This is a genomic window from Idiomarina sp. D18, from assembly GCF_057748155.1.
This window is the reverse complement of the sequence record NZ_CM173240.1, coordinates 2,686,090-2,712,473: the sequence shown is the minus strand read 5'-3', so window position 1 is coordinate 2,712,473 and position 26,384 is coordinate 2,686,090. Positions and strand designations below refer to the sequence as shown.

At 46.3% G+C, this 26,384-nt stretch carries 22 protein-coding genes; 9 read left to right on the top strand and 13 right to left on the bottom strand.

Annotated elements, in window-relative coordinates:
• Positions 1–150: 150 nt before the first annotated feature.
• From AC3AP5_RS12995 to rpe, 4 genes are all read right to left on the bottom strand, one after another.
• Positions 151–1,329, bottom strand: coding sequence for an HDOD domain-containing protein (locus tag AC3AP5_RS12995; protein ID WP_272977773.1), 1,179 nt, complete (start codon positions 1,327–1,329; stop codon positions 151–153).
• A 68-nt stretch (positions 1,330–1,397) separates the two neighbouring features.
• The gene (locus AC3AP5_RS12990) at positions 1,398–1,982 is read right to left on the bottom strand and encodes an anthranilate synthase component II (protein ID WP_487327315.1); all 585 of its coding nucleotides are present in this window, start codon (positions 1,980–1,982) and stop codon (positions 1,398–1,400) included.
• An 11-nt stretch (positions 1,983–1,993) separates the two neighbouring features.
• Positions 1,994–3,004, bottom strand: coding sequence for a tryptophan--tRNA ligase (gene trpS, locus AC3AP5_RS12985; RefSeq protein WP_006954389.1), 1,011 nt, complete (start codon positions 3,002–3,004; stop codon positions 1,994–1,996).
• Positions 3,005–3,030: 26 nt separating this feature from the next.
• The gene (gene rpe, locus AC3AP5_RS12980; protein ID WP_006954390.1) at positions 3,031–3,696 is read right to left on the bottom strand and encodes a ribulose-phosphate 3-epimerase; all 666 of its coding nucleotides are present in this window, start codon (positions 3,694–3,696) and stop codon (positions 3,031–3,033) included.
• Positions 3,697–3,829: 133 nt separating this feature from the next.
• On the opposite strand from rpe, the gene AC3AP5_RS12975 reads away from it, so the two are divergent.
• Both AC3AP5_RS12975 and AC3AP5_RS12970 read left to right on the top strand, forming a co-directional pair.
• Positions 3,830–4,162 (top strand): hypothetical protein, encoded by a 333-nt coding sequence (locus tag AC3AP5_RS12975; RefSeq protein WP_272977777.1) that lies wholly within the window; start codon positions 3,830–3,832, stop codon positions 4,160–4,162.
• Positions 4,163–4,186: 24 nt separating this feature from the next.
• Positions 4,187–4,384, top strand: coding sequence for a DUF2970 domain-containing protein (locus tag AC3AP5_RS12970; protein WP_006954392.1), 198 nt, complete (start codon positions 4,187–4,189; stop codon positions 4,382–4,384).
• Positions 4,385–4,390: 6 nt separating this feature from the next.
• Here the strand turns inward: AC3AP5_RS12970 and prlC are convergent, their stop codons facing one another.
• Entirely contained in the window at positions 4,391–6,439 is a 2,049-nt protein-coding gene (gene prlC, locus AC3AP5_RS12965) for an oligopeptidase A (RefSeq protein WP_286682098.1), read from the bottom strand.
• A gap of 137 nt (positions 6,440–6,576) precedes the next feature.
• Here prlC and AC3AP5_RS12960 point away from each other — a divergent pair, with 137 nt between their 5' ends.
• The 3 genes from AC3AP5_RS12960 to AC3AP5_RS12950 all read left to right on the top strand — a co-directional run bounded on the left by AC3AP5_RS12960 (position 6,577) and on the right by AC3AP5_RS12950 (position 13,409).
• A complete protein-coding gene (locus AC3AP5_RS12960; protein ID WP_487326846.1) occupies positions 6,577–8,901 on the top strand; it encodes a S9 family peptidase in 2,325 nt (774 codons plus the stop codon).
• 116 nt (positions 8,902–9,017) lie between these two features.
• Positions 9,018–10,370 carry a glutathione-disulfide reductase gene (gorA, locus tag AC3AP5_RS12955; protein ID WP_272977586.1) on the top strand — a complete coding sequence of 451 codons (1,353 nt, stop codon included), beginning with the start codon at positions 9,018–9,020 and terminating at the stop codon, positions 10,368–10,370.
• A gap of 147 nt (positions 10,371–10,517) precedes the next feature.
• Entirely contained in the window at positions 10,518–13,409 is a 2,892-nt protein-coding gene (locus AC3AP5_RS12950; protein ID WP_487326845.1) for an insulinase family protein, read from the top strand.
• 55 nt (positions 13,410–13,464) lie between these two features.
• On the opposite strand, the gene AC3AP5_RS12945 is transcribed toward AC3AP5_RS12950, so the two are convergent.
• Both AC3AP5_RS12945 and AC3AP5_RS12940 read right to left on the bottom strand, forming a co-directional pair.
• Positions 13,465–14,790, bottom strand: coding sequence for an IS4 family transposase (locus AC3AP5_RS12945; RefSeq protein ID WP_287832378.1), 1,326 nt, complete (start codon positions 14,788–14,790; stop codon positions 13,465–13,467).
• Between the two features lie 160 nt (positions 14,791–14,950).
• Entirely contained in the window at positions 14,951–15,280 is a 330-nt protein-coding gene (locus tag AC3AP5_RS12940) for a hypothetical protein (protein WP_006954399.1), read from the bottom strand.
• A 261-nt stretch (positions 15,281–15,541) separates the two neighbouring features.
• Between AC3AP5_RS12940 and AC3AP5_RS12935 the strand changes: the two genes are divergently transcribed.
• Positions 15,542–15,712, top strand: coding sequence for a hypothetical protein (locus AC3AP5_RS12935; protein WP_487326844.1), 171 nt, complete (start codon positions 15,542–15,544; stop codon positions 15,710–15,712).
• A gap of 47 nt (positions 15,713–15,759) precedes the next feature.
• Here AC3AP5_RS12935 and gdhA read toward each other — a convergent pair whose 3' ends face one another.
• A complete protein-coding gene (gdhA, locus tag AC3AP5_RS12930; RefSeq protein WP_487326843.1) occupies positions 15,760–17,112 on the bottom strand; it encodes an NADP-specific glutamate dehydrogenase in 1,353 nt (450 codons plus the stop codon).
• A 62-nt stretch (positions 17,113–17,174) separates the two neighbouring features.
• Positions 17,175–18,881 (bottom strand): M1 family metallopeptidase, encoded by a 1,707-nt coding sequence (locus AC3AP5_RS12925; RefSeq protein ID WP_487326842.1) that lies wholly within the window; start codon positions 18,879–18,881, stop codon positions 17,175–17,177.
• A gap of 199 nt (positions 18,882–19,080) precedes the next feature.
• Between AC3AP5_RS12925 and AC3AP5_RS12920 the strand changes: the two genes are divergently transcribed.
• Positions 19,081–21,741, top strand: coding sequence for a putative bifunctional diguanylate cyclase/phosphodiesterase (locus AC3AP5_RS12920; protein WP_487326841.1), 2,661 nt, complete (start codon positions 19,081–19,083; stop codon positions 21,739–21,741).
• On the opposite strand, the gene AC3AP5_RS12915 is transcribed toward AC3AP5_RS12920, so the two are convergent.
• The 3 genes from AC3AP5_RS12915 to hemH are packed head-to-tail and all read right to left on the bottom strand — an operon-like array spanning position 21,734 to position 23,818.
• Positions 21,734–22,201 (bottom strand): hypothetical protein, encoded by a 468-nt coding sequence (locus tag AC3AP5_RS12915; RefSeq protein ID WP_487326840.1) that lies wholly within the window; start codon positions 22,199–22,201, stop codon positions 21,734–21,736. The two genes, AC3AP5_RS12920 and AC3AP5_RS12915, sit on opposite strands and share 8 nt — an antisense overlap.
• A gap of 8 nt (positions 22,202–22,209) precedes the next feature.
• Positions 22,210–22,713: a retropepsin-like aspartic protease family protein gene (locus tag AC3AP5_RS12910; RefSeq protein ID WP_487326839.1), complete on the bottom strand. Its 504-nt coding sequence runs from the start codon at positions 22,711–22,713 to the stop codon at positions 22,210–22,212.
• Between the two features lie 7 nt (positions 22,714–22,720).
• Complete coding sequence (gene hemH / locus AC3AP5_RS12905; protein WP_487326838.1) at positions 22,721–23,818, bottom strand: ferrochelatase; 1,098 nt, start codon at positions 23,816–23,818, stop codon at positions 22,721–22,723.
• Between the two features lie 129 nt (positions 23,819–23,947).
• On the opposite strand from hemH, the gene AC3AP5_RS12900 reads away from it, so the two are divergent.
• Positions 23,948–24,565, top strand: coding sequence for a YqaA family protein (locus AC3AP5_RS12900; protein ID WP_272977712.1), 618 nt, complete (start codon positions 23,948–23,950; stop codon positions 24,563–24,565).
• A 10-nt stretch (positions 24,566–24,575) separates the two neighbouring features.
• Entirely contained in the window at positions 24,576–25,610 is a 1,035-nt protein-coding gene (locus AC3AP5_RS12895; protein ID WP_487326837.1) for a CNNM domain-containing protein, read from the top strand.
• Here the strand turns inward: AC3AP5_RS12895 and AC3AP5_RS12890 are convergent.
• Complete coding sequence (locus AC3AP5_RS12890) at positions 25,575–26,300, bottom strand: sulfite exporter TauE/SafE family protein (protein WP_487326836.1); 726 nt, start codon at positions 26,298–26,300, stop codon at positions 25,575–25,577. The genes AC3AP5_RS12895 and AC3AP5_RS12890 overlap by 36 nt on opposite strands.
• Positions 26,301–26,384 lie beyond the last annotated feature (84 nt).

The window sequence follows — 26,384 nt, the reverse complement described above, 5'->3', positions numbered from 1 at the left end:
GCAATTTGTCTGCGTAAATCAGGTATGAATGGGGCGAAAGCCGTGATATGCAGTAGTTTTGCAAAGAATACGAATAACTATCCACAAACGCGGCTTAAAGTAGAATGAATACGCACAATTTTTTCTAAAGTTTAAAAACAGCGCGGTCGGTTACTTTGGCACGTTAAATTTTGGACGCTTCAAATTGAGCGTATTTAGTTCGGCAACAAGACCGGCGTCAACGTCATAGCGCCGCAGTAGATGTGAGCCCTCTTCAACACTGGCGAGCTCGACCTCACGTAACATACGAAACTCACAAAACGCATTTGCTTGGGACAAGACTTTCGCATAATCAGAGTCAAAGTCATCCACATCGTGCGCTTGGTGAAAGTTTTGCAAATGTTGACTGATCGGCACTCGCTGCAGACCCCACCCCTCAGAGACAATGTAACTTACACGCTTATCTTGCTCGAGCATCAAATTACGCAAAAATCGCTCGTCTGGTGTGATGCTGATGAGTGCGCTGTGGCGCTCTGGACTACTGTCGTTAATCGAAGCGATTGCCATTTCACGTTGGATCTCATCAAATACACGTAAGTACAATTTAGTCAGCGCCACTTTTCCTAATTCATGAAACATACCGAGCGTAAACGCCAAGACAGGATCCTTGAGTTGTTGCCGTTCGGCGATTGCTTGCGCGATGATCGCTGTTCCCAATGAATGTTCCCACACTTTCCTGCGAAACAATGTAAAGGGTTGCGTGGAAGGCGGCAGCCAATTCTGCATGATGTAAGCAGGCGCCAATAAACGGAGGTTTTCCGTACCCATGAAGCTCATCGCTGTTCGCAGATTCTCTAGTTTTACTTTTTTACTCTGCTTACGTTGGTCAATAAATGGGGGCTGATTAACCGTTTTTAAGACCCCATTATGAAACCAATCCATGCCTTGCACGATATCTTCGATACGTCTCATCGACGCCGCTTTAGTGCTCAGAATATCAAGTAGATCCGGCAGTTTTTCAGGAAGCGGGATCAGCTTTTCACGGATGTAATCTCTATCGTCAAGTTGAGCTAAAATACGACGATAGATATTTTCATGAAGCTCATCCGAAATCCGATCTTGGTAGCGTTGACGAGCACGCGCTAAACGTTCACGTTCATCATAGTTAATTTGTTCGACTTGCAATAACCGACGCTTCTGCTCTTGAACTTCACTTTCTACTCCATCCGCTTTATCTTTACTTTTACGGGCAAATGGAAAGCTAATCAGATAGTTAATAAAACGCTTCTCAAGACGAAATGCGGGGTCCTTGCTTCCACCTTCGGTCGATACAGCAAAAAAATCAAACATTTAACAGTATACTCTTGTTAACAATAGCTGGCTCAAATACACATAGAATGGCGCAAGACTATAGCATGCTAGGAGTTTAGCTCTGCTAAAAAGTTGCCAATAATCCTATGCCCCATTTTCGTAAGTACCGATTCTGGATGAAACTGCACGCCAAAAATTGGTAATCGCCGGTGCCTCATCCCCATCACCTCGACACCAAAATTGTCCGTTTCTACCCAGGCATCTACAACAAAGTCGTCCGGGATAGTATGTTGCTCAACAATCAGTGAGTGATATCGAGTTACTTCAATTGGCGACGGCAGCCCCATATAAAGTCCTTTTCCACTATGGGTTACCTCCGACACTTTTCCGTGCATGACACGTGGCGCTCTCACCACTTGCGCACCCCACACCTGAGCGATTGCCTGATGACCAAGACATACTCCGAGGATTGGCATATGGCCCGCACAAGCCTCTATCGCAGCCAACGACAGCCCGGCCTCATTAGGACTACAAGGCCCTGGCGAAATAACTAAGGCGCGAGGTTCCCGTGCCAGCAGTTCCGACAGCGAAATGGCGTCGTTACGCACGACCCATACCGACTCGCCTAGCTCCTCAAAGTAACGGGCTAAGTTGTAAGTGAATGAATCGTAGTTGTCGATTAACGCGATCACGCGTGGTGACCTCACTGACCGGGATATTGTACAAAGCCAACCGCTTTGTAGACATCTGACAGCGTTTGATGAGCAGCTTCCCGCGCCTTGTCAGCACCTTTCTTCATGACTTGATTTAAAAACTCACGGTCGTTTCGCATGTCGTGATAGCGTTGTTGAATCGGTTCCAGCATGGCGACGACAGCCTCTGCAACGTCTTTTTTCAAATGACCGTACATCTTATCTTCATACTCAGGGACAAGCTCATCAATACCACGACCTGTCGCTGCTGACATAATACTCAACAAATTGGACACACCCGGCTTCTCTTGTTGGTCAAAGTAAATGCGCGCTTTCTCATCCGAGTCAGTAACCGCTTTTTTGATTTTTTTGAGGATTTTTTTAGGTTCCTCTAATAAGCCCACATAGTTGTTCGGGTTGTCATCTGACTTTGACATTTTCTTCGTAGGGTCTTGTAGCGACATCACTCGAGCACCGACTTTAGGAATCATCGGCTCAGGAATTTTGAACACCTCTCCATACAAATTATTAAAGCGTTCAGCGACGTTTCGCGCGAGTTCCAAATGTTGTTTTTGATCATCACCCACCGGCACCTCGTTGGCTTGGTAGAGCAAAATATCAGCCGCCATCAGTGCTGGGTATGTGAATAGTCCCGCATTAATATTGTTGGCATGACGCTGCGACTTATCTTTAAACTGCGTCATTCGATTCAGTTCACCCATTTGCGTGTAGCAATTTAAAATCCACGCCAACTGGGCATGTTCTGGTACATGTGACTGAATAAATACTGTGCTTTGTTCGGGATCAAGACCGCAGGCGAGATACAATGCCAAACCATCAAGGGTCGCCTCTTGCAGTTTTTCAGGCTCCTGGCGCACAGTAATCGCATGCAGATCGACCAACATAAATTTGCAGTCGTGGGTCGCTTGCATATTCACCCACTGACGCAATGCGCCGATGTAATTACCAATTGATAGTTGTCCTGAGGGTTGGCAGCCACTTAATACAATAGGTTTCGACATCTTAATTTGCTTCCTAACTAAATAATTTAATTTGCGTTAATCGCTTGCTTCATCGTACGGATAACCTCGGCATAATCGTCGGCATTAAAAATCGCCGAACCTGCAACAAACATGTCGGCACCCGCCTGCGCAATTTCACCGATATTGTCGCAATTTACTCCACCGTCGACCTCTAAACGAATATCACGCCCACTTGCGTCAATCCGTTCGCGCACTTGACGAAGCTTATCTAACGTTCCCGGGATGAACTTCTGCCCCCCAAAACCAGGATTAACTGACATCAAGAGGATCAAATCGATTTTATCCATCACATAATCGAGATAATGCAATGGCGTCGCCGGATTAAATACGAGACCCGCCTGACACCCGTGTTCCTTTATTGTCTGAATCGTACGATCGACATGTTCAGATGCTTCCGGGTGAAAAGAAATAATAGAAGCTCCAGCCGCAGCAAAATCGGGCACGATTCGATCGACCGGCTTAACCATAAGGTGGACATCGATAGGTGCTGTGACGCCATAGTCCCGCAGCGCCTTACACACCATTGGACCAATGGTTAGATTGGGCACATAGTGATTGTCCATGACATCAAAGTGAATAACGTCAGCGCCCGCGGCTAACACATTATTCACTTCCTCGCCCAGACGCGCGAAGTCGGCAGATAAAATCGAGGGTGCAATTAACGGCTGCATGGGTCATCTCCGTTTTTAAAAGTGCGCGCATTATAGCACCGAAAAGATGACAAAAAAATTCGTAATATCGACTAGCATTTTCAGCAATTCGCTGATAAATTAATCAGAATTTTTAATGATAAAGGTGCTGACCATGAAAACATCCGCTAAATATGCAGCGCTCGCTGTCGGCGTGATTCTCACGGCTTCAGGCGTTTTTGCCCTGAACCAAGGTCCTGCTTTTGTCTCTAAACAAGCTGCTAACTCAACACAACGTTGCGAAGTGTTACTCAACGCCTCCGAAATTAAGCAGTCAAGTGCACAGTGCCAAGCACCTAGCACGAAAGTGACTTGGTCCAACTGGTTTAAAGGTGAGAGTCGCTCTACCCAGTTTCACTTCTTCGATTTAATCGAACTCCTCTTCAGCTCATCCGAAGAGCATACGCCCCAGTCGACCTCTAGCTATAATAGTCAGACAGCCTTATAACCGAATATTATGCAGATTGCGCGAATGAGCCAAGGCTCCATTTTGCAAACACTCTTGAGTGTTATTGCGGCTTTTTTTGGCGTACAAACAGATAAAAACCGCCAACGTGACTTCAATAAAAAAAGTCCTGTGCCTTTTATCGTCGTTGGCATCATTTTGGCGGTCTTAATGGTGATAGGCATTATGCTCATCGTCAAATGGGTGTTAGCCACCCATTCTTAATCGTTATTAATTGGCAATACCACTGTGACGGAGCAGTGCATTTATATCGGGTTCACGCCCTCTAAATTCGCTAAACAGTTCAGCGGCAGGTTGACTGCCTCCTCGCTCGAGAATTGCGTGTAAAAATTCGCGACCCGTTGCTCGATCAAAAATGCCATTTTCTTCAAATTTGGCAAACGCATCCGCTGACAACACTTCAGCCCATTTGTAGCTATAGTAGCCGGCAGCGTACCCCCCAGCAAAGATATGACCAAAGCTATGTTGAAAGCGATTATATTCTGGTGGGATACGCACAGCAACGTGCTCTCGAACACGTTGTAAGACGCCCGCAATATCTGCACCTTGCGCCGCATCAAACTCATAATGCAACTTCATATCAAATAGTGAAAACTCTAATTGCCTCACCATTTGCATCGCCGACTGGAAATTACGCGCCGCCAGCATGTTATCAAGTAAGTTTTGCGGGAGCGGTTCACCCGTCTCGTAGTGACCCGAAATATCGGCCAACGCCTCTGGTTCCCAACACCAGTTTTCAAGAAATTGGCTTGGTAACTCCACCGCATCCCATTCGACGCCATCAATACCTGACACACCGCCCGTGTCTACTTGGGTAAGCATGTGGTGTAATCCATGCCCAAACTCGTGAAACAGAGTCAAAACTTCATCATGAGTAAACAGAGCCGGCTTATCTCCCACTGGCTTACTAAAATTACACGTTAAAAATGCAACGGGATACTGTAACTCACCCTTACTATCACGATTGCGGCCAACAAAATCAGCCATCCAAGCGCCACCACGTTTGCCAGCTCGCGCATATAAATCCATATAAAAGAAACCGCGTGTTTCACCATTGGCATCCGTAATCTCGTAAAAACGTACGGTTGGATGATAGGTGTCAATCTCCTTATGTTCCTTGATATGTATACCAAATAATCGGTTAACAACACTGAACAACCCATCCACTACCTTGTGCTCTGGAAAGTAAGGCTTAAGTTGCTCATCTGAAATCGCATATTCAGACTGTTTTAATTGCTCGCTATAATATGGAACATCCCACGCATCTAGGGTTTGTACTGACTGCGCTTTAGCAAAGTTTTCAATGGCTTGATAATCTGCTTTAGCCTGATCTAACGAGCGCTCAGCCAAATCGTTTAGAAACGAAAGCACTTGATTAGGCGACTCGGCCATTTTGGTTGCCAGAGACATTTCAGCGTAATTATCAAACCCGAGTAAGTTAGCGAGCTCATGACGAAGGGCTAACGTTTCATTCATCACGTCGGAGTTATCATACTCACCTGCATTCGGACCGACATCCGATGCGCGTGTCACAAAAGCCTGATACATCGCCTTACGGAATTCGACATTATCGGCATACAACATGACGGGTAGATAGCTCGGAATATCAAGGGTAAACAACCAACCCTCCTTTTCCGCTTCCTGTGCCGCCTCTTTCGCAGCCTCAATCGCGCTATCGGGTAGCCCGCTCAGTAGCGTTTCATCGGTTATATGATAATGCCAGGCGTGGGTGGCATCTAACAGATTGTTACTAAACTGAGACGATAATTCAGACAAGCGACTAGTGATTTCCGCGTAACGCTTCTTCTCGTTCTCAGGTAGGTCCACACCCGACAGTTTGAAGTCGCGCAAGGTATCATTAATTAGCTTCTGCTGTGACCGATTCAGCGTAGAATATTCGTCACCATTAGCAAGTGCTTGATAGCCTGCAAACAGGCCTTGATGCTGACCTACGTAAGTCGCATACTCAGACAGCAAAGCTAAGCATGCGTCATGCGCGTTACGGAGCTCAGGCTCACTCATCACCGAATTTAAGTGTGACACCGGAGCCCACACTTTTTGAATACGTTCATCCGCACGTTGCAACGGCTCAACAAACCCTTGCCAAGTAAATTGTTTGGTATCAAGCACCTTATCAACCGTGCTTTTCGCATCGTTAATAACTTGTTCAATCGCGGGTTCTATGTGCGTTGGCTTAATCGCCGCAAATTTTGGCAACGCATTATGACTGTTAGCGACTTCAAGTAGTGGGTTCGACATCTTTACCCTTCCTTATAAAACCGATTAATTTAACTCTTATATTGGGCAGTTTGTCCAATCTTCAACCATAAACACTGATTTTCTGGCGCGCATCGGGTATCCTTTTTATGTTTTAAATAACAAGATGGAAACCGACTATGAATTTTAAAGCGTCAACCTTTAGCGCACTGAAGCCGCTAAAGCGGGGGCTAACACTGGTGAGTTTTGCGACGCTCGTTGCTCTTTCTGGTTGTAGCTCTATGTCGAATCAGTCTGCGGATAAAAATGACTCGGTAGCAGCTCAATCCACTGAGGGTCAGCTCTCTTTACAAGACATTTTTGCGAGTGATAAATTTCGTGTAAAGCGTCCTGCACCAACACGCTGGCTAGAAGATGGTTCGGGCTATACGACTCTTGAGTCATCAAAACAGGTAAAAGGTCGCGATATTGTCCGTTACCACCCCGAAACCAATGCGCGCGATATTATGGTATCAGCGCAAGCACTCACACCTGAAGGCTGGGATCACGCGCTTAATATTGCAGATTACCAATGGTCTAACGACGGCGATAAGGTATTAATTTTCACTAATACTAAGCGCAGTTGGCGTACGCATACACTGGGCGACTATTGGGTCCTGAATCGCACAACCGGTGAATTGCGTCAGTTGGGCGGTGATGCGCCTGAATCAACGCTTCAGTTTGCAAAATTTAATCCACAAGGCACTAAAGTCGCTTACGTGATGCAGAACAACATTTACGTACAAGACTTGGATACGTTTAACATTCAAACGTTAACTAATGACGGTAGCGACACCATTGTTAACGGTACCTTTGACTGGGTTAACGAAGAAGAATTCTTCTTGCGTGATGGTTTCCGCTGGAGTCCTGATGGTCAGCACATTGCTTACTGGCAGTTAGATACGGAAGGCACGCCGACCTTTACGATGATCAATAACACCGATTCGCTTTATCCGACGTTAAAGCAGTTCCCTTATCCTAAAGTGGGTGAAACCAACGCTGCCATGCGTATTGGCGTGATGCCAGCAGACGGAGGCGACACCACGTGGATGCAACTACCTGGCGACCCACGCATGCACTACCTCGTACGCATGAATTGGGCGGGCAATTCAAGCCAACTGTTAATTCAACAACTCACGCGTAAACAAGACGTCAATCGCGTTTACCTGAGTGACATCAGCAACGGACGTAGTCAAAAATTATTAAGTGAAACAACCGACTCGTGGGCCGAATACGTTGATGACGTCAAGTTCCTCGATAATGGCAAGTCATTCACTTGGCTGAGCGAACGCTCTGGATACCGTCATATTTACCGTGTTGAACGTGATACCGGCAAGATGACGACGATTACTCGCGGTAACTGGGACGTGGTTGAAGTCTTGCGTATTAACGAAAACGACGGCTGGGTTTACTTTATTGCATCACCTGAAACGCCACTCGAGCGCTATTTATTCCGTGCCAAACTCGATGGGAGTGGTGTATTAGAGCGTTTAACGCCTGATCAACCAGGCACTCACAGTTATAGTGTTTCACAAGATGCAAAATACGCCGAGCACACCTATAGCGACGTCAACCATGTTCCCGTGACTGATATGGTCAGTTTACCCGACCACAAAGTTATTCGTACGGTTGTCGCTAACGATGAAGCGCAAAAAGCCGTTGATGCACTTAACCACAAGCCGCTCGAGTTTTTCCGAGTATCCGCTCGCGATGGGTTAGCGCTTGATGGCTATATCATGCGTCCGACTGACTTTGACCCTAATAAAAAGTATCCCATTTTATTCTACGTTTATGGTGAACCTTGGGGTCAAACGGTTGCTAATCGCTGGGGTGGTTGGTTGTATCTTTGGCATACCATGCTAACCCAACAAGGCTATATCGTAGCTTCAATTGATAACCGCGGAACTAAATCTCCACGCGGCTTCGATTGGCGTCGTTCGATTTACAAAAATCTCGGTGTTGTGACTGTTCGTGATCAGTACGATGCACTGCAAGAAATGGCAAAACGTTGGGATTACATCGATACCGATCGTGTCGGCATCTGGGGTCACAGTGGCGGCGGTTCACAAACGCTGAACGCCCTATTCCGTTATCCTGAAGCCTACGATATGGGTATGGCACTCGCCCCCGTACCAGACTTAACGTTATACGACACAATTTACCAAGAGCGTTACTCAGGTCTGTTGCCGGAATCAGCTGAACGTTATAAAGAAACTTCAGCTATCACTCACGCCAAAAATCTCGAGGGTGATTTGCTACTGATCCACGGTACCGGCGACGATAACGTCCACTTCCAGGGCAGTGAACGCTTAGTCAACGAATTGATTAAATACAATAAGCAGTTTGAATTTTTTGCTTATCCCAATCGTTCACACGGTCTTTATGAGGGCGAGGGTACCACGCTACACCTTCGGACCATGATGACTGAGTTCTTGAAGGAGAACCTGCCAGCAGGTGCTCGCTAACTGATCTTCCGATTAAGTTAATCGGTATTAACCACTGATAAACCCCGTATCTTCGTTGCATGATACGGGGTTTTTACTCATCATATGCGCATCTTAGATTTGAGGAGTCGATTTTCATGAGCAGACATTATGACTATTTAGCTATCGGTGCAGGAAGCGGCGGCATCGCTTCAGCTAACCGTGCGGCCATTCGCGGCGCAAAAGCCGCTGTTATAGAAGCCAATGCGGTGGGTGGCACCTGCGTTAACGTCGGTTGTGTACCGAAAAAGGTCATGTGGTATGGCGCTCATATTGCCGAAGCAGTGAAATACTCATCCGCATATGGCTTTGATCTCGATCAGAAAGGTTTTGATTGGGCAACGATGGTTAAAAACCGTGAGGCTTACATTGAACGTATTCACGGCGGTTACCATCGTGGGTTCCAAGGCAATGGTGTTGAATTTATCGAAGGCTTTGCCAAATTCGTTGACCACCGCACCGTCGAAGTTAACGGTGAGAAAATTACTGCCGACCACATTACCATCGCTACTGGCGGTCGACCGATGATTCCCGATGTGCCGGGTGCAGAACACGGTATCGATTCAGATGGCTTCTTTGCGTTAACAGAACAACCTAAAAAGGCTGCCGTAGTAGGTGCAGGCTACATTGCCGTTGAGATTGCCGGCGTTTTTCAGGCGCTAGGAACAGACACACACTTACTCGTGCGTCGTGATCGTCCACTACGTTCGTTCGACCGTTACATCACCGATGGTCTATTAGAACGTATGGAGCAAGACGGACCTACGTTGCATACCGAAACCGTGGTTAAAGAAGTGGTTAAAGAGCAAAACGGTACGCTCACCTTGCACTTTGAAAACGGCGAAACCATGAAGGATGTCGACTGTCTTGTGTGGGCAATTGGCCGTGTCCCTGCAACCGATAAGATCAACCTCGAAACAACAGGTGTTGAGCTTGACGCGCAAGGCTTTATTAAAGTCGATAAGTTCCAAAACACCAGCGTGCAAGGCATTTACGCCGTAGGCGACAATACCGGTGCTACTGCACTCACGCCCGTTGCCATTAAAGCGGGTCGCCAGCTGGCTGAGCGTTTGTTTAATGATATGCCGAACGCTCATATGGATTATGAGAATATCCCGACCGTGGTTTTCAGCCATCCAACCATTGGTACTGTCGGCTTAAGCGAAGAAGATGCCATCGTTAAATACGGTAAGAGCAATATCAAAGTGTATACCTCTTCTTTTGCTGCGATGTATAACGCCGTCACGCCACACCGCGCACTCAGCTACTTCAAAATTGTGTGCTACGGAAAAGAAGAGCGAGTCGTCGGTATTCACGGCATTGGTGAAGGTATGGATGAAATCCTACAAGGCTTCGCGACTGCGATGAAGATGGGCGCAACTAAAGCTGATCTCGATTCAACCGTGGCTCTGCACCCGACCAGCGCGGAAGAGTTTGTGACGATGCGCTAGCCACTTACTGACAGTCGCTTAGTCTGCAAAGGCAGGCGGCTGTCAAATTCTGTTACAAATTGCTTTGTGCCGTTGCATTTCTTTACTGCAAGAAACGGCGTATTTCTGTTTATTATAAAGTACACCCTAAACAGGAATATGACGCTTATGAAGAATCTATTTATGCTGTCTGCACTCACTTCAGCCCTTATTTTGGCTGGTTGCAGCAGTTCAGAAACTCAATCTAATAATGGGCAAGTAGCAGCGCAGTCACAACAAGCACTCGCTGAACAAGTCGTAAAGAGTCCGAACGACGAACGCCAATATCGAGTCGTCACACTGCCCAACCAACTCGAAGTCATGCTCATTTCTGATCCAAACACGGAAAAATCAGCAGCTGCTTTGAGTGTAGGCGTTGGCTTGCTCAAAGATCCCATGACCCAACAAGGTATGGCGCATTATCTTGAACACATGCTGTTTCTCGGAACCGACAAGTATCCGGATACCAATGGTTATAGCGAGTTCATGAGTAATAACGGTGGTAGCCAAAACGCATCCACTTGGCTTGATATCACGAACTATATGTTCAAAGTCAACAACAGCGCCTACGACGAAGCACTCGACCGCTTCTCAGACTTTTTCAAATCACCCAAGTTATATGCCGAATACGCCGACAAAGAAAAAAATGCTGTCAACGCCGAGTGGTCTATGCGCCGCGAGATGGACTTCTTTGGTCAGTTTAAGCTCGCTCGCATGCTTTTAGGTGAACACCCGGCAAACCGCTTTTTAATTGGTAACAACGATTCACTCGGTGATAAAGAGAACAGCAAGCTGCACGAAGAGCTTGTGAACTTTTATAACCGCTATTACTCAGCGAACATCATGAAAGTTGCAATGATCAGCAACGAATCGCTCGACAAAATGGAATCATTAGCGAAAAAGCATTTCGCCAGCATCGAAAATGATGACATTGAGCCACCAGAAACCACTGATAAAGTCGACTTTGCGAAAGCGGGTAAAAAGCGTATCCACTACGTACCCAATGAAGATGTTAAGCAATTGCGCCTTGAGTTTATTATCAACGATAACCAAGACCAGTTTGCGGTCAAACCGAATCGCTTTGTGACCTATCTGTTGGGCTCAGAAATGCCAGGCACACCGACTGAGCGCCTCAAGGCAATGGGCTTGATTTCTAGCTTAAATGCGTCAGCGTCCCCGACTGAATATGGTAATTACGGCGCATTGACCGTCGATATTAACCTGACTGATGCAGGTATGAAGCATCGTGAAGATATCACCGCCTTAATCATGCAATATATCAACATGATTAAAGAGCAGGGCGTTGATAAAAAATACTTTAAAGAAATTCAAACTAGTCTAGCTAACAGCTTCCGCTTCTTAGAAAAAGGAGACGAGTTTGGTTACGTTGCTTCACTTGCTTCCGCGATGCAGAATTATCCTGCTCAGTACGTGATCAGCGCACCTTACGAATACAAAGAATTTGATGCCGAAGCGATTAATAACGTACTTAATCAGTTAACGCCTGAACACCTGCGCGTTTGGTACATTTCTAAAGATGAACCTCACGACAAAGAGCTGAGTTTTTACGACGGTAAATACCAAGTCGAAGATATTGCAGCTTCAGAGGTTGCCACTTGGTCAGCCGAGCCACAGCTCGCAATTAACTTACCTAAAGTTAATACGTTGCTTCCTGAAAACTTCGATTTAAAGAAAAATGCTGACTTTGACCAGCCGAAAGTCGTTATCGAAGAGCCCGGCATTGAGGTATGGCAGTACCCAAGCCAAGTATTTGCCGACCAACCACGAGGCGTGCTAACCACCATCATTAACAATCCAGATCCGATTACTGATGTTAAGAAATCAGTACTGCTTGCTTTATGGCAGGATCTTTACAACCTGCGTGTGAGTGCTTTATCGACTGAGGCGAGCATCGCGGGCATGAGCTTAAGTCTTAACGATAACCGGGGTCTTACCTTTAATATTTCGGGCTTTACCGACAAGCAGCCAGAACTCATGCAACGAGCATTAGATGAGCTCACGTTTGATGTCGAGCCGCAAGCATTTGCACAGGCTGTTGATCGTCTGGTTCGCGGTATTAAAAATAAAGGTCAGCAATTCCCGCTGTATCAATCTTTTGATGCTTATGGTCAGATTATTCGTGAAGGCCAGTTTGCTGATGACAGCCTTATCGAAGCTGCTCAGAACGTAAAACCAGCTGATTTAGCAACTTACATGGATGAGCTATTAGCGAATAACTCAATTAAAATGTTTGCCTTTGGTAACTACGACAAGGCTGATTTACAGTTAGCAGTCAATGAAATCAAAGATCTATTGCCCGCCGACAGAAGCGTCACCGAATACCGCACTGCACGCTTCTGGAAGCCGCAAGCTGACACTTCTTTAGTGTTACGTAAGGACTTATCTGTTGCAGACGTGGGAATTGTTGATGCCCATATCAACGGCACACCGAGCTTCGCTACACAAGCAGCAGCGACCGTATTGCAAGGCCACTTCCGTACCGAGGCGTTTGATACCTTACGTACCGAAGAGCAGCTTGCCTATGCGGTAGGTACTTTTGCACCACAACTGGACCGCTACACCGGCTTTGGGCTTTATATTCAGACTCCGGTGAAAAATGTTGCCGATATGCAGGCGCGTTTTGAATCCTTCAAAAAGGAGTACTGGGAAACATTGCAGAACTTAAAGCCTGAGACGTTTGAACAGTTGAAATCAAGCACCTTAGTCACGCTTAACGAACCGCCGAAGAACCTGTCTGAAGAGTTACAGCCGGTGTTGAGCGATTGGTATTTACATCGTTATGACTTTGATACCAAGCAACAGCTGATTAATGCGGTTGAGCAAGTGACTCTGGAAAACGCGAAACAGTTCTACAAGGATACGGTATTAAACGAAGATAGTGCCCGGATCTCTGTACAACTACGCGGTGAGAAGTTCCAAGATGCTAGCTTTGCTGACCTTCCAAATCAGCAAGTGATTGAAGACTTAGCAGAGTTCCATCAAGAGATGCCTAAGCAATAGGCGATGATATGAAGAAAAGTAAAAGGCGCCGCTAGGCTAATGCTTGTCAGTTAAGCTAACGACTAGCATTTTTTCTAGGCGACCGCATCGGATAACGTTGCGGTCGCCTTTTTATTGCTCGTGGATAGTGCCGTTCTCGTCGGTCAGGTAATACAAACGCGCTGGCCATTTCCATCATCTGCTCCATGACTTTGGGTATTTTCCCTGGAGAGATATTTACGAGCATATGAAGCTGTCCAACGAGGTAGTGCGATGCCTGTTTAAAGCTGATTTGATTGGGCTCGACCTGCTTCAGGCTGTAAGCCATTTGAGCCATCATATATCGTAACAAGTTGTATGCTACGAGCATGCCCCAGAGCTCTTGTTCAACTAGCTCGGGACGCTTACTTCGCAAGGTCAGTTCATTTTTCAGCATATACTGCTTCATTTCTCGGTAAGCTTGTTCGATTTCCCAGCGGTGAGCATATAAGTCCACGATATCCGCTTCCGGATAGCGCATCGTATCTGTCATTGAGGTTAAGATAGCCACATCTTTCTTACCGACTTTCTTGCTCACCAACCGAGCTTCAACGGTTTCGGGTGCGTTATCCCACTTCTTTTTTGCCTGTGGGGATAACTTAATTTCCACCAGTTTATCGGTGCTACTGAATGATGTTTTTACAGTATATTGCGCGCCTTTTCTGAGCGGGATAAGCCAGTGGCGCTCTTCACCCGCCCGATGCCACTGCTCTAATAGCCCCAGCGCATAGAAGCCCTTATCGAATAGCGTCAGTGAATGGTCAGGCGTTCGCTCGATAAGTTTAGCTGCCAAATCAACTTCACTGGCTTGTGCAATACTGCCAAACTCCGTTGCTGTCACTAAATGACTGCTGACTTCCATTTGATTAACCATACGAATTTGAGGATAGTCTGACTCTTTGAGTTGATTCGCTGTGCGTCCAAACCTCGCACTATTTTCAGGCGTATCGGGTGTACGCCAGACAGTCCCGTCTACTGCCAAAATCGATAGGTTATTCCAATGAGACGTGGGTAATTTATCGAACCATAACTGATTAGTGAGCTCAAACATCCGCTTCATCACATCAGCGCCTAAGCGCTGACGTGCCTGAACCACAGCACTGGGTGCAACGTAGGGCCTGTTACCAGGCAACATTAAATCAAGATGCGAAACCAGTTGCCGCATGGGCATGTCTCTGAAAAGCGCCATGCCAACAACAGCCCACACCATAAAATCCATGGGCAAACGACGCTTACGCACCGTCGTAACGCCTGTATCCTGCAAGCATTGCTCGACTAATTCAGGCTCGAGTAAGTCGGGTAACTTACTGAAATCATCTGGGGTAAACTCTTGCAGCTGTTCTAACGCTTGACTTAAAAACATAAAAAAATCCATAGCCAGAAATTCTGACTATGGATTTTGAAGACTCTGCCGGATCGGTCAACCGATCATTGAAAATTTCTTAACTGATCGGCATTACGCCGCTAGGCGCCTTTTTTATAACTGCCGAATCAACTCGACAGTGGTTGGGAACAAGGTACAACTATTTGTCAGCGCGGAGCTTTAGTGCACTCGGAAATCCGGTTGCCGCAACGCTGCTCGTCCGAAACTGCTCACGAACTTGAGATACGACGGTTTGAGCATCATTCGCTAACATCGCTTGGTTACTTAACATCAGGTCATACATCATGCGCTGCTGAGTCAGACGCACACTGCCACGAATGGTTTCATGATAACCCGTTTGTCCTGGTGTCACTGTGTAGTGTTGCATGACACTTGATGACGCAGGTGCCTGTTCTATATTCATTTCTGCACTTGCCATTACGTTCGCTGATACGACTAAGCCAGCGACTATCGAAATTAAACGTTTCATAATCTTGACTCCTAATCTTGAGGCTTACTTAATGAGTCGTACTCGCGTAAGCAAAGGTTGCATCACCGTGAAATTATTTTTGTTATGAGCTAACTATAGCGAGTTATCTATGTATTTGGGTTTCAAAAAGATGTCCATTTGTAAATGATTGGATCAAATCACGCAGATTAGGCTGGCTTTGATGAAATTTTTCGAACACAGCATCCAAACTGGTTATTTTTTCGTCTAATAGGTGATTGCCCTAATCTAGAGGAACTTATCATGGCTAACAGCAACCACTCGCAATGGGATTCACACCCCGATATTGGACCACAACCCGCCTGTACTGGAGCAGACTTGGATAACGAAACAGGCTTTTGGGAGCGGAGTCGACCTATCGACCCCTTTATCGAACAGAAAGAGTCGGACAGTATCGATGATCAACTGGAATAAAAAAAGGGAGTGCGTGCACTCCCTTTTTTAATGATGCCATCGTCAGATTAAACGACACCCTGCTCAATCATCGCATCAGCGACCTTTTTGAAGCCCGCAATATTGGCCCCCAAAACGAGGTTATTAGGTGAGCCAAATTGTTCAGCCGTGCGCTTACAGTCAGAGTAGATAGTTTTCATAATCTCTTGTAACTTACGATCCACCTCATCAAACGACCACTGCTGCATACTCGCATTCTGGGCCATTTCTAGCTGACTGGTTGCCACGCCGCCCGCATTCGCTGCTTTACCGGGACCATAACCGATTTTTTGTTCAATAAAGAAGTCGACCGCAGCTTGCGTCGATGGCATATTCGCTCCTTCAACCACCGCTAAACAGCCATTTTCAGCGAGTGCTTGAGCATCCTGCTCAGTCAGTTCATTCTGCGTTGCACACGGAAACGCGATATCCCCCTCATAACGCCAGACACTATGCCCGTCTTCAGGGTAATCTTCACGAGCGATATATTCAGCGTCGCCGTGGGTGTCTAAATATGTTTTTAGGCGTTCATGGTTTTCTTCTTTAATCTGTTTAACTAGGTCTAAGTCAATACCTGATTTATGATAAACCATACCATTTGAATCGCTGCATGTGACCGGTTTAGCACCGAGCTCGTAGAGCTTTTCCATCGCGTATATGGCGACATTACCGGATCCAGATACAAGGCACCGCTTGTCACTGAGCTTTTCGCCACGATCACCTAAAAGGCATTGAGCAAAGTAAACAGCCCCGTAGCCAGTGGCCTGTTTGCGTGCGTGCGAACCTCCCCAACGCAAACTTTTACCAGTCAGTACACCCTCGAATCGATTTTTTAGCCGCTTATACTGGCCAAAAAGATAGCCAATCTCGCGGGTTCCCACACCAATATCGCCTGCCGGAACATCGGTATGAGGACCTATGTGGCGATGCAACTCGGTCATAAACGATTGACAAAAACGCATGATCTCCGCGTCAGACTTGCCCTTCGGATCAAAGTTTGAGCCGCCTTTACCGCCCCCAATTGGGAGTCCAGTCAACGCGTTTTTAAATATCTGCTCGAAACCAAGAAACTTAATGATGCCAGCGTTCACTGATGGATGGAATCGCAACCCACCTTTATAAGGACCTAGGGCTGAATTGAATTCAATCCGATAGCCCTTATTCACATGAACCTGACCTTCATCATCTTGCCATGGCACGCGAAACATGATCTGTCGCTCGGGTTCTACGAGTCGCTCAATGATCGCCTGTTGACGATATTTGGGGTGCTCCTCCAACAACGGTTCGATAGACTCCAATACCTCTTCCACCGCTTGATAAAACTCATTTTGCGCCGGAGAGGTGCGTTTCAACATATCAATAGTTTCTTTTACGTAGCTCATGCGTTCCTTCTCGTTTCTAAAAGATACTTAATAAATAAACCTTCCATGGTGTTTTGGATCGCTTATTTGGCTTCAAACGCCGAATATTCATCCAAATAATCTTGTTGCCGCAAAATTTTCGACTCTGGATCGAGTACAATGTGTACGTCGTTAGACGGGAGTGTAATTGTCTTCGCCTCCTTCGATACGACAACGGTTCTTACCTCACCACCGACGCGTATTTCGACGGGCATCGTAAAAGGAGCCTTTGCTGCCGATTTAAAGTGCAGCGTAAGTTGGTCGCCGTCGCGTTCGGAGACTAACTCGGGTAGAGCCGCTTGATAAATATAATGCTCAAAAAACCATGTCATGTCTTTTCCCGTTTCGGCATTAACGGCATCGATGAAGTCTTGGGTATCGGCAAAATGTGGCTTGAAGTTACCTGGCTTGGGATCGTCCGTACCGTAGACAAGCTGTTGGGTTGCGTTAAAAAAGGCTTCATCGCCAATCAGGTAACGCAGCGTGTGCAAGACCCAAGCGCCTTTTTGATAAATATCGCTACCCGGTCCACGATCAGCTTTGTAGACGTCATCCTCGGACATTGGTTTATTTGAAACAATGGGATGCTCGTTACGAATCCCAATACGCTGGTCATACATCATTGTATGGTATAGGGCATCACCATGTAGATACTGGCCGTAGAGTGGTTGCATATAAGTACCAAATCCCTCATGTAGCCACATATGGTCCCAGTCCGTATTCGTGACTTGGTTGCCAAACCACTCATGCGCCAGCTCATGTTGTAGTAGCCAGTCAAAGTCGTACTTCCCTGGTTTATAATCCTGCCCATAGGCATTAATGGTCTGGTGCTCCATCCCTAAATGAGGTGTTTGTACAACCCCCATTTTTTCAGCATAAAAGGGGTATGGCCCTATGACCCGTTCGTAAAATTCAAGTTGCTTAGGAAACTCCGCAAAGAGTTTTTGTGCTTTTTCCTTCTCGCCTCGCAAGTAATAGAATACAAGCGGGTATTCATGCCCGTAACGACTGTGATAGGTCGTCTCGAGCTTATCGTAAGGACCGATATTTAACGCGATGCCATAATTATTTTGTGACTGTTCGCTACGCCAATGATATTCGCTCCAATCATCGCCCTCAGTGGTTTCGATAAGTCGACCATTGCTTGCCGCGACGAGTCCCTTTGGCACACGAATGCGAATATCTGTTTGCTGCGGCTCAAACGTTGGGTGATCGAGGCAGGGCCAAATTAAATCACATCCCTCACCTTGCACTGCGGTCGCGATCCACGGTTGACCTGACTCAGTTTTAGACCACACATAGCCGCCATCCCAGGGCGCTCGTTCAGCCACATGAGGCTGGCCCTCATAATTGATAGTTACCTCGAACGGCTGGTTGACGGTGACATTATCAGGTAGGGTAAAACGGATCTCACCCTTTTCGTGACTAAAGTCACTCACCGGATGCCCTGCGGCGGTAATTGATGAGATACGATAGTTGTTGTCCAAGTCTAACAATAGCTGCTTCTGTTCAGCCGTTACGGTGAGTGTCAATGTCGTTGTGCCAATTACCGACTTTGTCTCAGGGTGAATATCAAAAAATAAGTCCGCCTGATCGAGTTCAATGTTTTTTTGTAAAGGCTTAAGCGCACCTCCAGTTTCAAGCGTTTGCGCTAGTGTTGGTTGTTTTTGAATTGGTGTGCTGCACCCTGACAATGCAGAAGCAGATAAGACCCCCAGCACGAAAGCCGATTTTATAGCGTTAGACCCCATGTTTTCACCTCGTTTGTTTTTGTACTTATACACTAGCGCGTCTTCCACTTGGCATACAGTTCGTTAGTCGCTTCAAATACGGTGTTGACAGAAAGTTACATGACATTGATCAAAAATATATGTGCTCAGCGACATAATCTGTTACCTTGCAAATATACAGATATCAATAATAAAAATAACCTAATTAGAGAGAGCCGCTTTGTTAAAAGCATTACTCAAACATGCATCAACTTCCGTTGTTCATACGGCGGCATTTACGTGCGTGTTATTTGGAATGTTAGGCTTTGCAAACTATCTTTTTATCGAACCATCAAGCCGTATTAATTCTGCAAGTCTGTCATTAAGCGCCGCAGCGCTATGTATTGGCGTCGCACTTTACGGTCAGCAAGCTCATCGATACTGGCTTGCACGTATTGGTGGGATTGGGTTATTCGCCACCGGCCTCTACGCACTTAAAGCCACTGATCTGCAATTGCCCCTATTCCTGCCCACCTGTTGTTTCATATTAGCGGCGGTCTACATCACCACGGGTAAGACTCAATTACATCGCATTGTTTGGAAAGCCGTCGGTAGTATTTTTATCTTTGTTGCGCTGATTAGCTTTGCTATTACTTGGCTCGATATTACTACCTACCCACTGATTCAAAACCCTATCGCATTTTCAGCAGCCACCATCATTGGTCTCATTGCTGGTTTGGGCATGCTATTTTATTGCTTTAATCAATCACCCCCAAAGCAATCTGTTCTTTCTCTAACTGGCTTAGTCTTAGCCTTGAGTGCCACAATCGCAATTTGGTTCGCTCAATCGAATGCCGACATTAATGAAATACGCAGTCGAGGCGAAGTAAACCTGACTCAGTCAGCGGATGTGATTGGCCAAAGGCTCAGCTCTCAATTCAGCGCGCTTCAGCGCCTCTATCGACGTTGGAGCGAGCTACCAGCAGAATCTGTCGAACAAATTATCAATATTGATACAGAGGACTACACGCGCGACTTTTCATTGATTGAGTGGATGGGAGTCTACGATGATAGTCAACAGCTGATGTTTAGCCCTATCCCGATATCGGATATTGATAAAGAGATTTTAGAGCAGCCTTCAATCAAGGCATGGCGCGCCAATAATATGCATAATGAAAGTCGCGTTATTTCCGCCTATTCATTACAACAAGGCGTTCCACGATTAATTCTTAGTTACCCGATCACGAACCCAGACATCGAAGCCGACCAGTTAATCGTCAATTTAAATATCAAAGACCTCATGCGGATCGATCGCATACCTTATTTAGATATCTTCGACAGTTACGTCGAACTATCAGAAAATTACCTATTACCGATAAGTAGTGATTCATTTGATGTTATTTCACTGTCCGAACTCACGGACATCCATGCCTACAAGGTATCGACCATGTCTTCGATTCTTGGGCAACCCATTAAGCTACACGCTGTTATTGCCGACGCTCATGTATTCTGGCAAGCGGCTCGCGTTAATCAAACCATACTCATCGCCGGAATCCTTCTTGCCTTTTTATTGTTGGAGTCGATAGAGAGTAACCGCAAACTAACCGAACAACAGGGTCGCTTGATTCAAATGGCAAATTTTGACTCGGTGACTCAGCTAATGCGTCGCGATGTCTTAGAGACGAATATCAACCAGTGGCTATCGGTCAATCCAACTGACGCGCATATTTTGTTTATTGATTTAGATGGGTTTAAGCCCATTAATGATAGTTTAGGGCTTCATACAGGTAATGAGTTACTCAAGCGTATTGCGACACGCTTAGCAGAGGTCAGCCCTGCAACGGCGCAGTTATCAAGATTTAGTAGCGATGAGTTTATCGTCTTTCTACCCGGAGCCGATAAAACATCGTCGACGGAGGTGGCGCGTTCTTTGTTAACTGCGCTACGCGACAAGTTTGAAATCGATTATATCGATCTGTACCTCACTGCAAGTATCGGTATTGCATCGCGTGAGTTTCAAGTGTCTTCTGCCGAAGCCTTTATTCAAAATGCTGACGTCGCGATGACTAAAGCGAAAGAGAGTGGGGGAAATACCTTCGCCTTCTTCACACAAGCGATGGGGCTGAAGTATCAGACAGATTTAACGCTACGTAATCAACTTCAAGTGGCGATTGAAAACCAACAACTGGAAGTCTTCTATCAACCATTCGTCGACCTCAAAAGCGAGCAGATAATCGGCGTTGAGGCGCTCGCTCGTTGGCGTGATAAACAAGGCAACTGGATACCTCCCGACGTCTTTATACCGCTAGCTGAGCATACTGGACAGATTATGCCGCTTTCCGATTTGATCCTAGAAATGTCAATTCGTGAGGTAGCTCAGTATGTTGCTCAACCGAACTTTATATTGTCGATAAATTTGTCACCCAAACAGTTGCAAAATGGTCAGTTGGTCAGTCAAGTGACACAGTTGGCTCACAAGTACAAGATACCGTTCAGTACGCTACAGTTTGAGTTGACAGAAACTATGCTAGTCGATGATGCAAAGGCTGCATTTAAACAACTCGCCGAGCTCAGAACACTCGGCTGCAAAATCGCTATTGATGACTTTGGCACCGGTTACTCATCGCTTTCTTATTTGAATGATTTACCCGCCGATATTATTAAAATTGACCGAAGCTTCACACGGCGAGTGCTTACCGATAGCTCATCGCACCCCATCACTGAGGCAGTGATTTCGATGGCGTTGGGTCTGAATAAGTCAATTACTGTTGAGGGAATTGAAAATGCCGAAGAAGCAGCTTACTTTGCTCGGCGTAGCTGCCAAGCGGCACAAGGTTTCTATTTCTACCGCCCTATGCCGCTCGAGCAACTCATAGAAGTGATTAATCCTACGACTACTTAATGCGTTCGATTTTCATGCGTTTATTGACCTCTTTGCGTGACAGAAAATACGCATTAAACATGCCTCGCGTAATGGTATAGTTGCCCTCATCGTGCCAAGGAAAATAGTCTTCTGAGCCCTTTTGCTTCCAAACTTGACCGTTATCGAAAGTAAGTATCCATTTACCGTAAGCATCCTTGTCGCGACTTGTCAGTTTAACTGACATGCTTTCATCTTGTTTCAGCTTTTTATGCTCTAAACCAAAGTCAGCATTGTTGTCACGCTTCTGCTCGACTTTCTCTTTCATTTTGGCAGCAGGGACCGGCTTTTTATCTTGCTCATTCAATCGGTCGTAGCACATCAACCGCTCTTGGTCATCCTGAATGAGCGCACAATCACGATATGATTGCTGTGCCATGGCCGCTGACGATACAACGCCAGACACGAGTACTAACGAAATCGTCACAATATTAACTCTCATACCACCTCTTAATATTTAATGGTTAATGTATCGCCCTTTTGTACCAACTCCAGTTGTTTTAACGCACTCATGCCCAACAAGATCACATCATCCTCTAAGCCAGGCGTGATCGAGGCATCCACATTATCGAGTACAATATCGCCCAGAGTTAATGAGTTTAGGTGGGTTCTATAGGTAACAATACGTCCATTGGCGGTTGCAGAAATACCCTTTCGTCCTTTTACAAGGCCCAGTCTGTCAGCAATATGTTCTGGAATAGCCACTAAGGTAGCGCCGGTATCTAATAGAAACGTAACGGGTTGCTGGTTTATCTTGCCTGATACTACGTAGTGACCCATGCGGTTTTGCGTCAGTTCGACCACAGTTTGACCACTCAACCGCTGAGAAACAACCTCTTGATTGGGGTTAAATTGCTGTTCGAGCTTGTCTTGGAAGAACCAAAAAAGTAGCGCGAGGGCAAGTCCCCACGCTATAAAACTAAATGTTTTACCAAATCCTTGAGTGCTACTCATGCTTGACTCAATTCGCCGTATTTCGCTCTACCTTATCAGCTTCACGTTGTCTTGTCGCTAACGCTTCAGCTTGTTGCTCAGGCACCGTCCAGCCCGCGAGGTTATCTTTAATTAAGCTAACAAGTGCCGAGATATGCTCCTCTTCGGCATTGAGAGCGCTAATATATTCATAGCGTTCGCCCCCGTTCTCGATAAAGTACTCACGATTCTCTTCGCCTATCTCTTCAATAGTCTCCAAACAGTCGGATGAGAAGCCCGGACACATCACTTGAACTGATTTGACTGACTGCTTCGGCAACGCCTTTAACGTCTCATCGGTGTATGGCTTTAACCATTCCTCACGACCAAAGCGCGATTGAAAAGTTGTCATATACTCTTGCTCACTGAGGCCGAGACGTTCAGCCACTAGGCGCGTGGTCTTATAACACTCACAATGATACGGATCACCGTTTTTTAGATAGCGCAAAGGCACACCGTGATAAGAAAAAATCAGCTTATCGGCACGTCCGTGCGTTTCCCAATGGCGCTCTACCTTATTAACTAAAGCGCTGATAAACGGGTCATAGTCGTGATAATGCGAAATGAAACGAAACTCGGGTAACCAACGTCGCTGAGTAAAGTCATTCGCTATTGCATCGAAGGTTGAGCCTACGGTAGATGCGGAATATTGAGGATAGAGTGGTAACACCAATAGTTTGCGTACGCCCGCACGCATCATTCTGTCCAGCGCATCTTGAATCGATGGTTTTCCGTAGCGCATCGCATAGTCCACTATCACATGTTCACCTAAATCCTCCGTCAGCGCGTGTTGCACCGCAGCGGCTTGGTCCTCTGTGTGATACAGCAAGGGCGAGCCCCGATCAGTCCATACGGTCTTATACGCCTCTGCAGAACGTTTAGGTCTGATATTCAGAATGATACCGTTAAGGATAATTTTCCAAAGCCAACGTGGAAACTCAACAACTCTGGGGTCAGACAGGAATTCTTTAAGGTAAGGCTTGAGCGCTGCTTTAGTCGGCGCATCGGGCGTACCTAAATTAGTGAGCAAAACACCGACTTTATCAGCTTGTTGATGTGAGAACGCGCTATTACCACGATAATTCATTGAGGAAACACCTTATTAACTTCATTCTGGGTTTAGTTTACGAAATTTTTCGACTTTACGATCCACTAAATTCCAATTTATGCAGTATAACGATACGATTAACTTAATCGAGTAAAAAGGATACCTAAAGTGAGTAACGAGCCTGCTTCAGCGCAGAAAATCGAACCGGATGATAAAAAAGCGAACAAGTGGTTCCAGAAACTCATTGACTCGCCTCATGCATTGGTGCTTTTATTTTTCTTCTCAGCGCTAGAAGCCACCATTATACCTATTCCTTTAGAACTCATATTAGTGCCATACATGCTTGTTGAGCGCCAGCGCATTTGGCTCATTGCTTCTGTCGCGCTAGCAGGTTGTCTAACAGGTGCGACCGCAGGCTATTTCGTGGGTCAAGCATTCATGGATACGGCAGGCGTTTGGGCAATCAACTATTTTGGTATTGAAGACTCTTTTGAACAATTTAAAAGCACACTCGAAGCTCAAGGTTTCTGGGCCGTATTTTTAGTCGGCGTAACACCCGTCCCCTTTCAAACAGCGATGTTAGCTGCCGGCGCTGTTGACTACTCCTTTGCTATGTTCATGCTGGCATCCGCGCTGTCACGCGGTATTCGCTATTACGGACTGGCGTTACTCGCTCTCTGGTTAGGTCCTTATGCACAAAAATGGTGGCAAAAGCACGCTGTTAAGCTTGGTTGGGGGGTTGTACTTATAGCCGCAATGGTTATTATCGGCGTTCAACTCGTATAGGTACTCATTCATGTTTTTGCTGATTGTATTTGCGTTTATAGCTATTGGTATATCGTTTTTGTGCTCCATGCTTGAAGCGTCGTTGCTTTCGATTACACCAAGCTACATTGCTGGCCTCAAAGAACAGCGCCCCAAGCTGCACAAACAGCTATCTAAATTGAAACAGACGATTGATCGCCCGCTCGCCGCTATCTTGACCCTGAATACGATCGCGCATACGGCCGGTGCGGCGGGTGTGGGCGCCCAAGTCGGTGTTGTATTCGGAGATGGTTATCTCGGTGCCGCGAGTGCAGTCATGACTTTACTGATTTTGATTCTGTCAGAAATCATTCCGAAAACCATCGGTGCAAAATTTTGGCGTTCGCTCGCGCCTCTACTCCCGGGGGTTTTGAACTTCTTAATCACTAGCCTTAAGCCATTTATCTGGCTATCGGATCAAATCACCAAACGTATTGGCGCCAACGAAGCGGATATCGATGTGCGCTCAGAAATAAAAGCGATGGCGACTATGGGACTTGAGCAAAATGCCCTCGATGAGGACGAGCGCCGAGTTATTTGGAACATTCTAGACCTACACGATATTCGCGTTAAACAAGTCATGACGCCGCGCACAGTATGCGAGACAGTGCGTCCGGATATGACCATTAGCGAATTCTATAAGCACACTAAACAACTACCATTTTCTCGTTTCCCAGTCATCGACGCTGATGAGGAGCCGCATGGTATCTTGTTTCGCAGTGACGCGTTAGAGGCCGATCAAGAAACACAACTTGCAGAACTTACGCGTCCGGTTGAAATTGTCACTGAAACGGTGAGTGTTGAAGCGTTAATGGCGCATCTGCTAAAAGAACGCCAGCATATGTGTTTGGTCTACGATGAGCATGGAAGTTGGCTTGGGTTAATTACTTTAGAAGATATCATCGAGACCATTTTAGGTACGCCCATAATGGACGAAACAGATAATATCGCCAGCCTGCGTCGTTATGCTCGGCAGCGCTGGGATAAACGCTTAAAAAGCACTCCAAAGCAAGCGCAGAGCGAGTAAGGTAATGACCCATTTAAAGAGTTGGTCAAAGTGCTGGTTAGTCATTTTCTTTAACCAGCGAACCCCTATATAGGTTCCTAAAAAGCCTGCAGCTATCATACACATGATAAGCAGCCACCACTGCTCAAAGACAAAACCTTGTGCGCCAAAGACAATTGCTTTCGGCGCATGTTGCATTGTCATAATAGCGGCAAATGTCGCCACAACCGTATGCCTATGATCAAAGCGTGCTTTTACGAAACTGGCGACCACAGGCCCTGAAGCACCAACAAACAGCGAAATAAAGCCACATAATGCCGCGCCAAGCGCTAAACCAACACGTCCCAAAATTAATTTAGGTAACCGCGGCCCCCAGGTTAAAAACAACAGAAACCCAGCAATACTCAACTGCAACCAGTGTTGCGGTAATTGCAACAATACGAGGCTACCCAGCAGCGTCCCGACCAGTCCAAAGGGCACGAACCAAATGACGGTTCGCCAATCAATATGCCGCCACGTCAATGCTGAACGCCCTACATTCGATCCCATTTGCACAAAACCGTGTACCGGGATGATTGCATGCGCCGGCAATACCGAAGCTAGGACGGCAATCAGCACAGCGCCACCGCCCGCACCCGCGACAGCACTCAATAGTGATGTCAAAAACGAAAGACCCACTAATAAACTAAACCAGATATCCTGAACGCCCAACTCGCCCCCCTACACACACCGCTCTAATTTGGTTATAATCCGCTCGATTTTAACGCCTCGGATTTGCGATCCGACCTGCTGAAA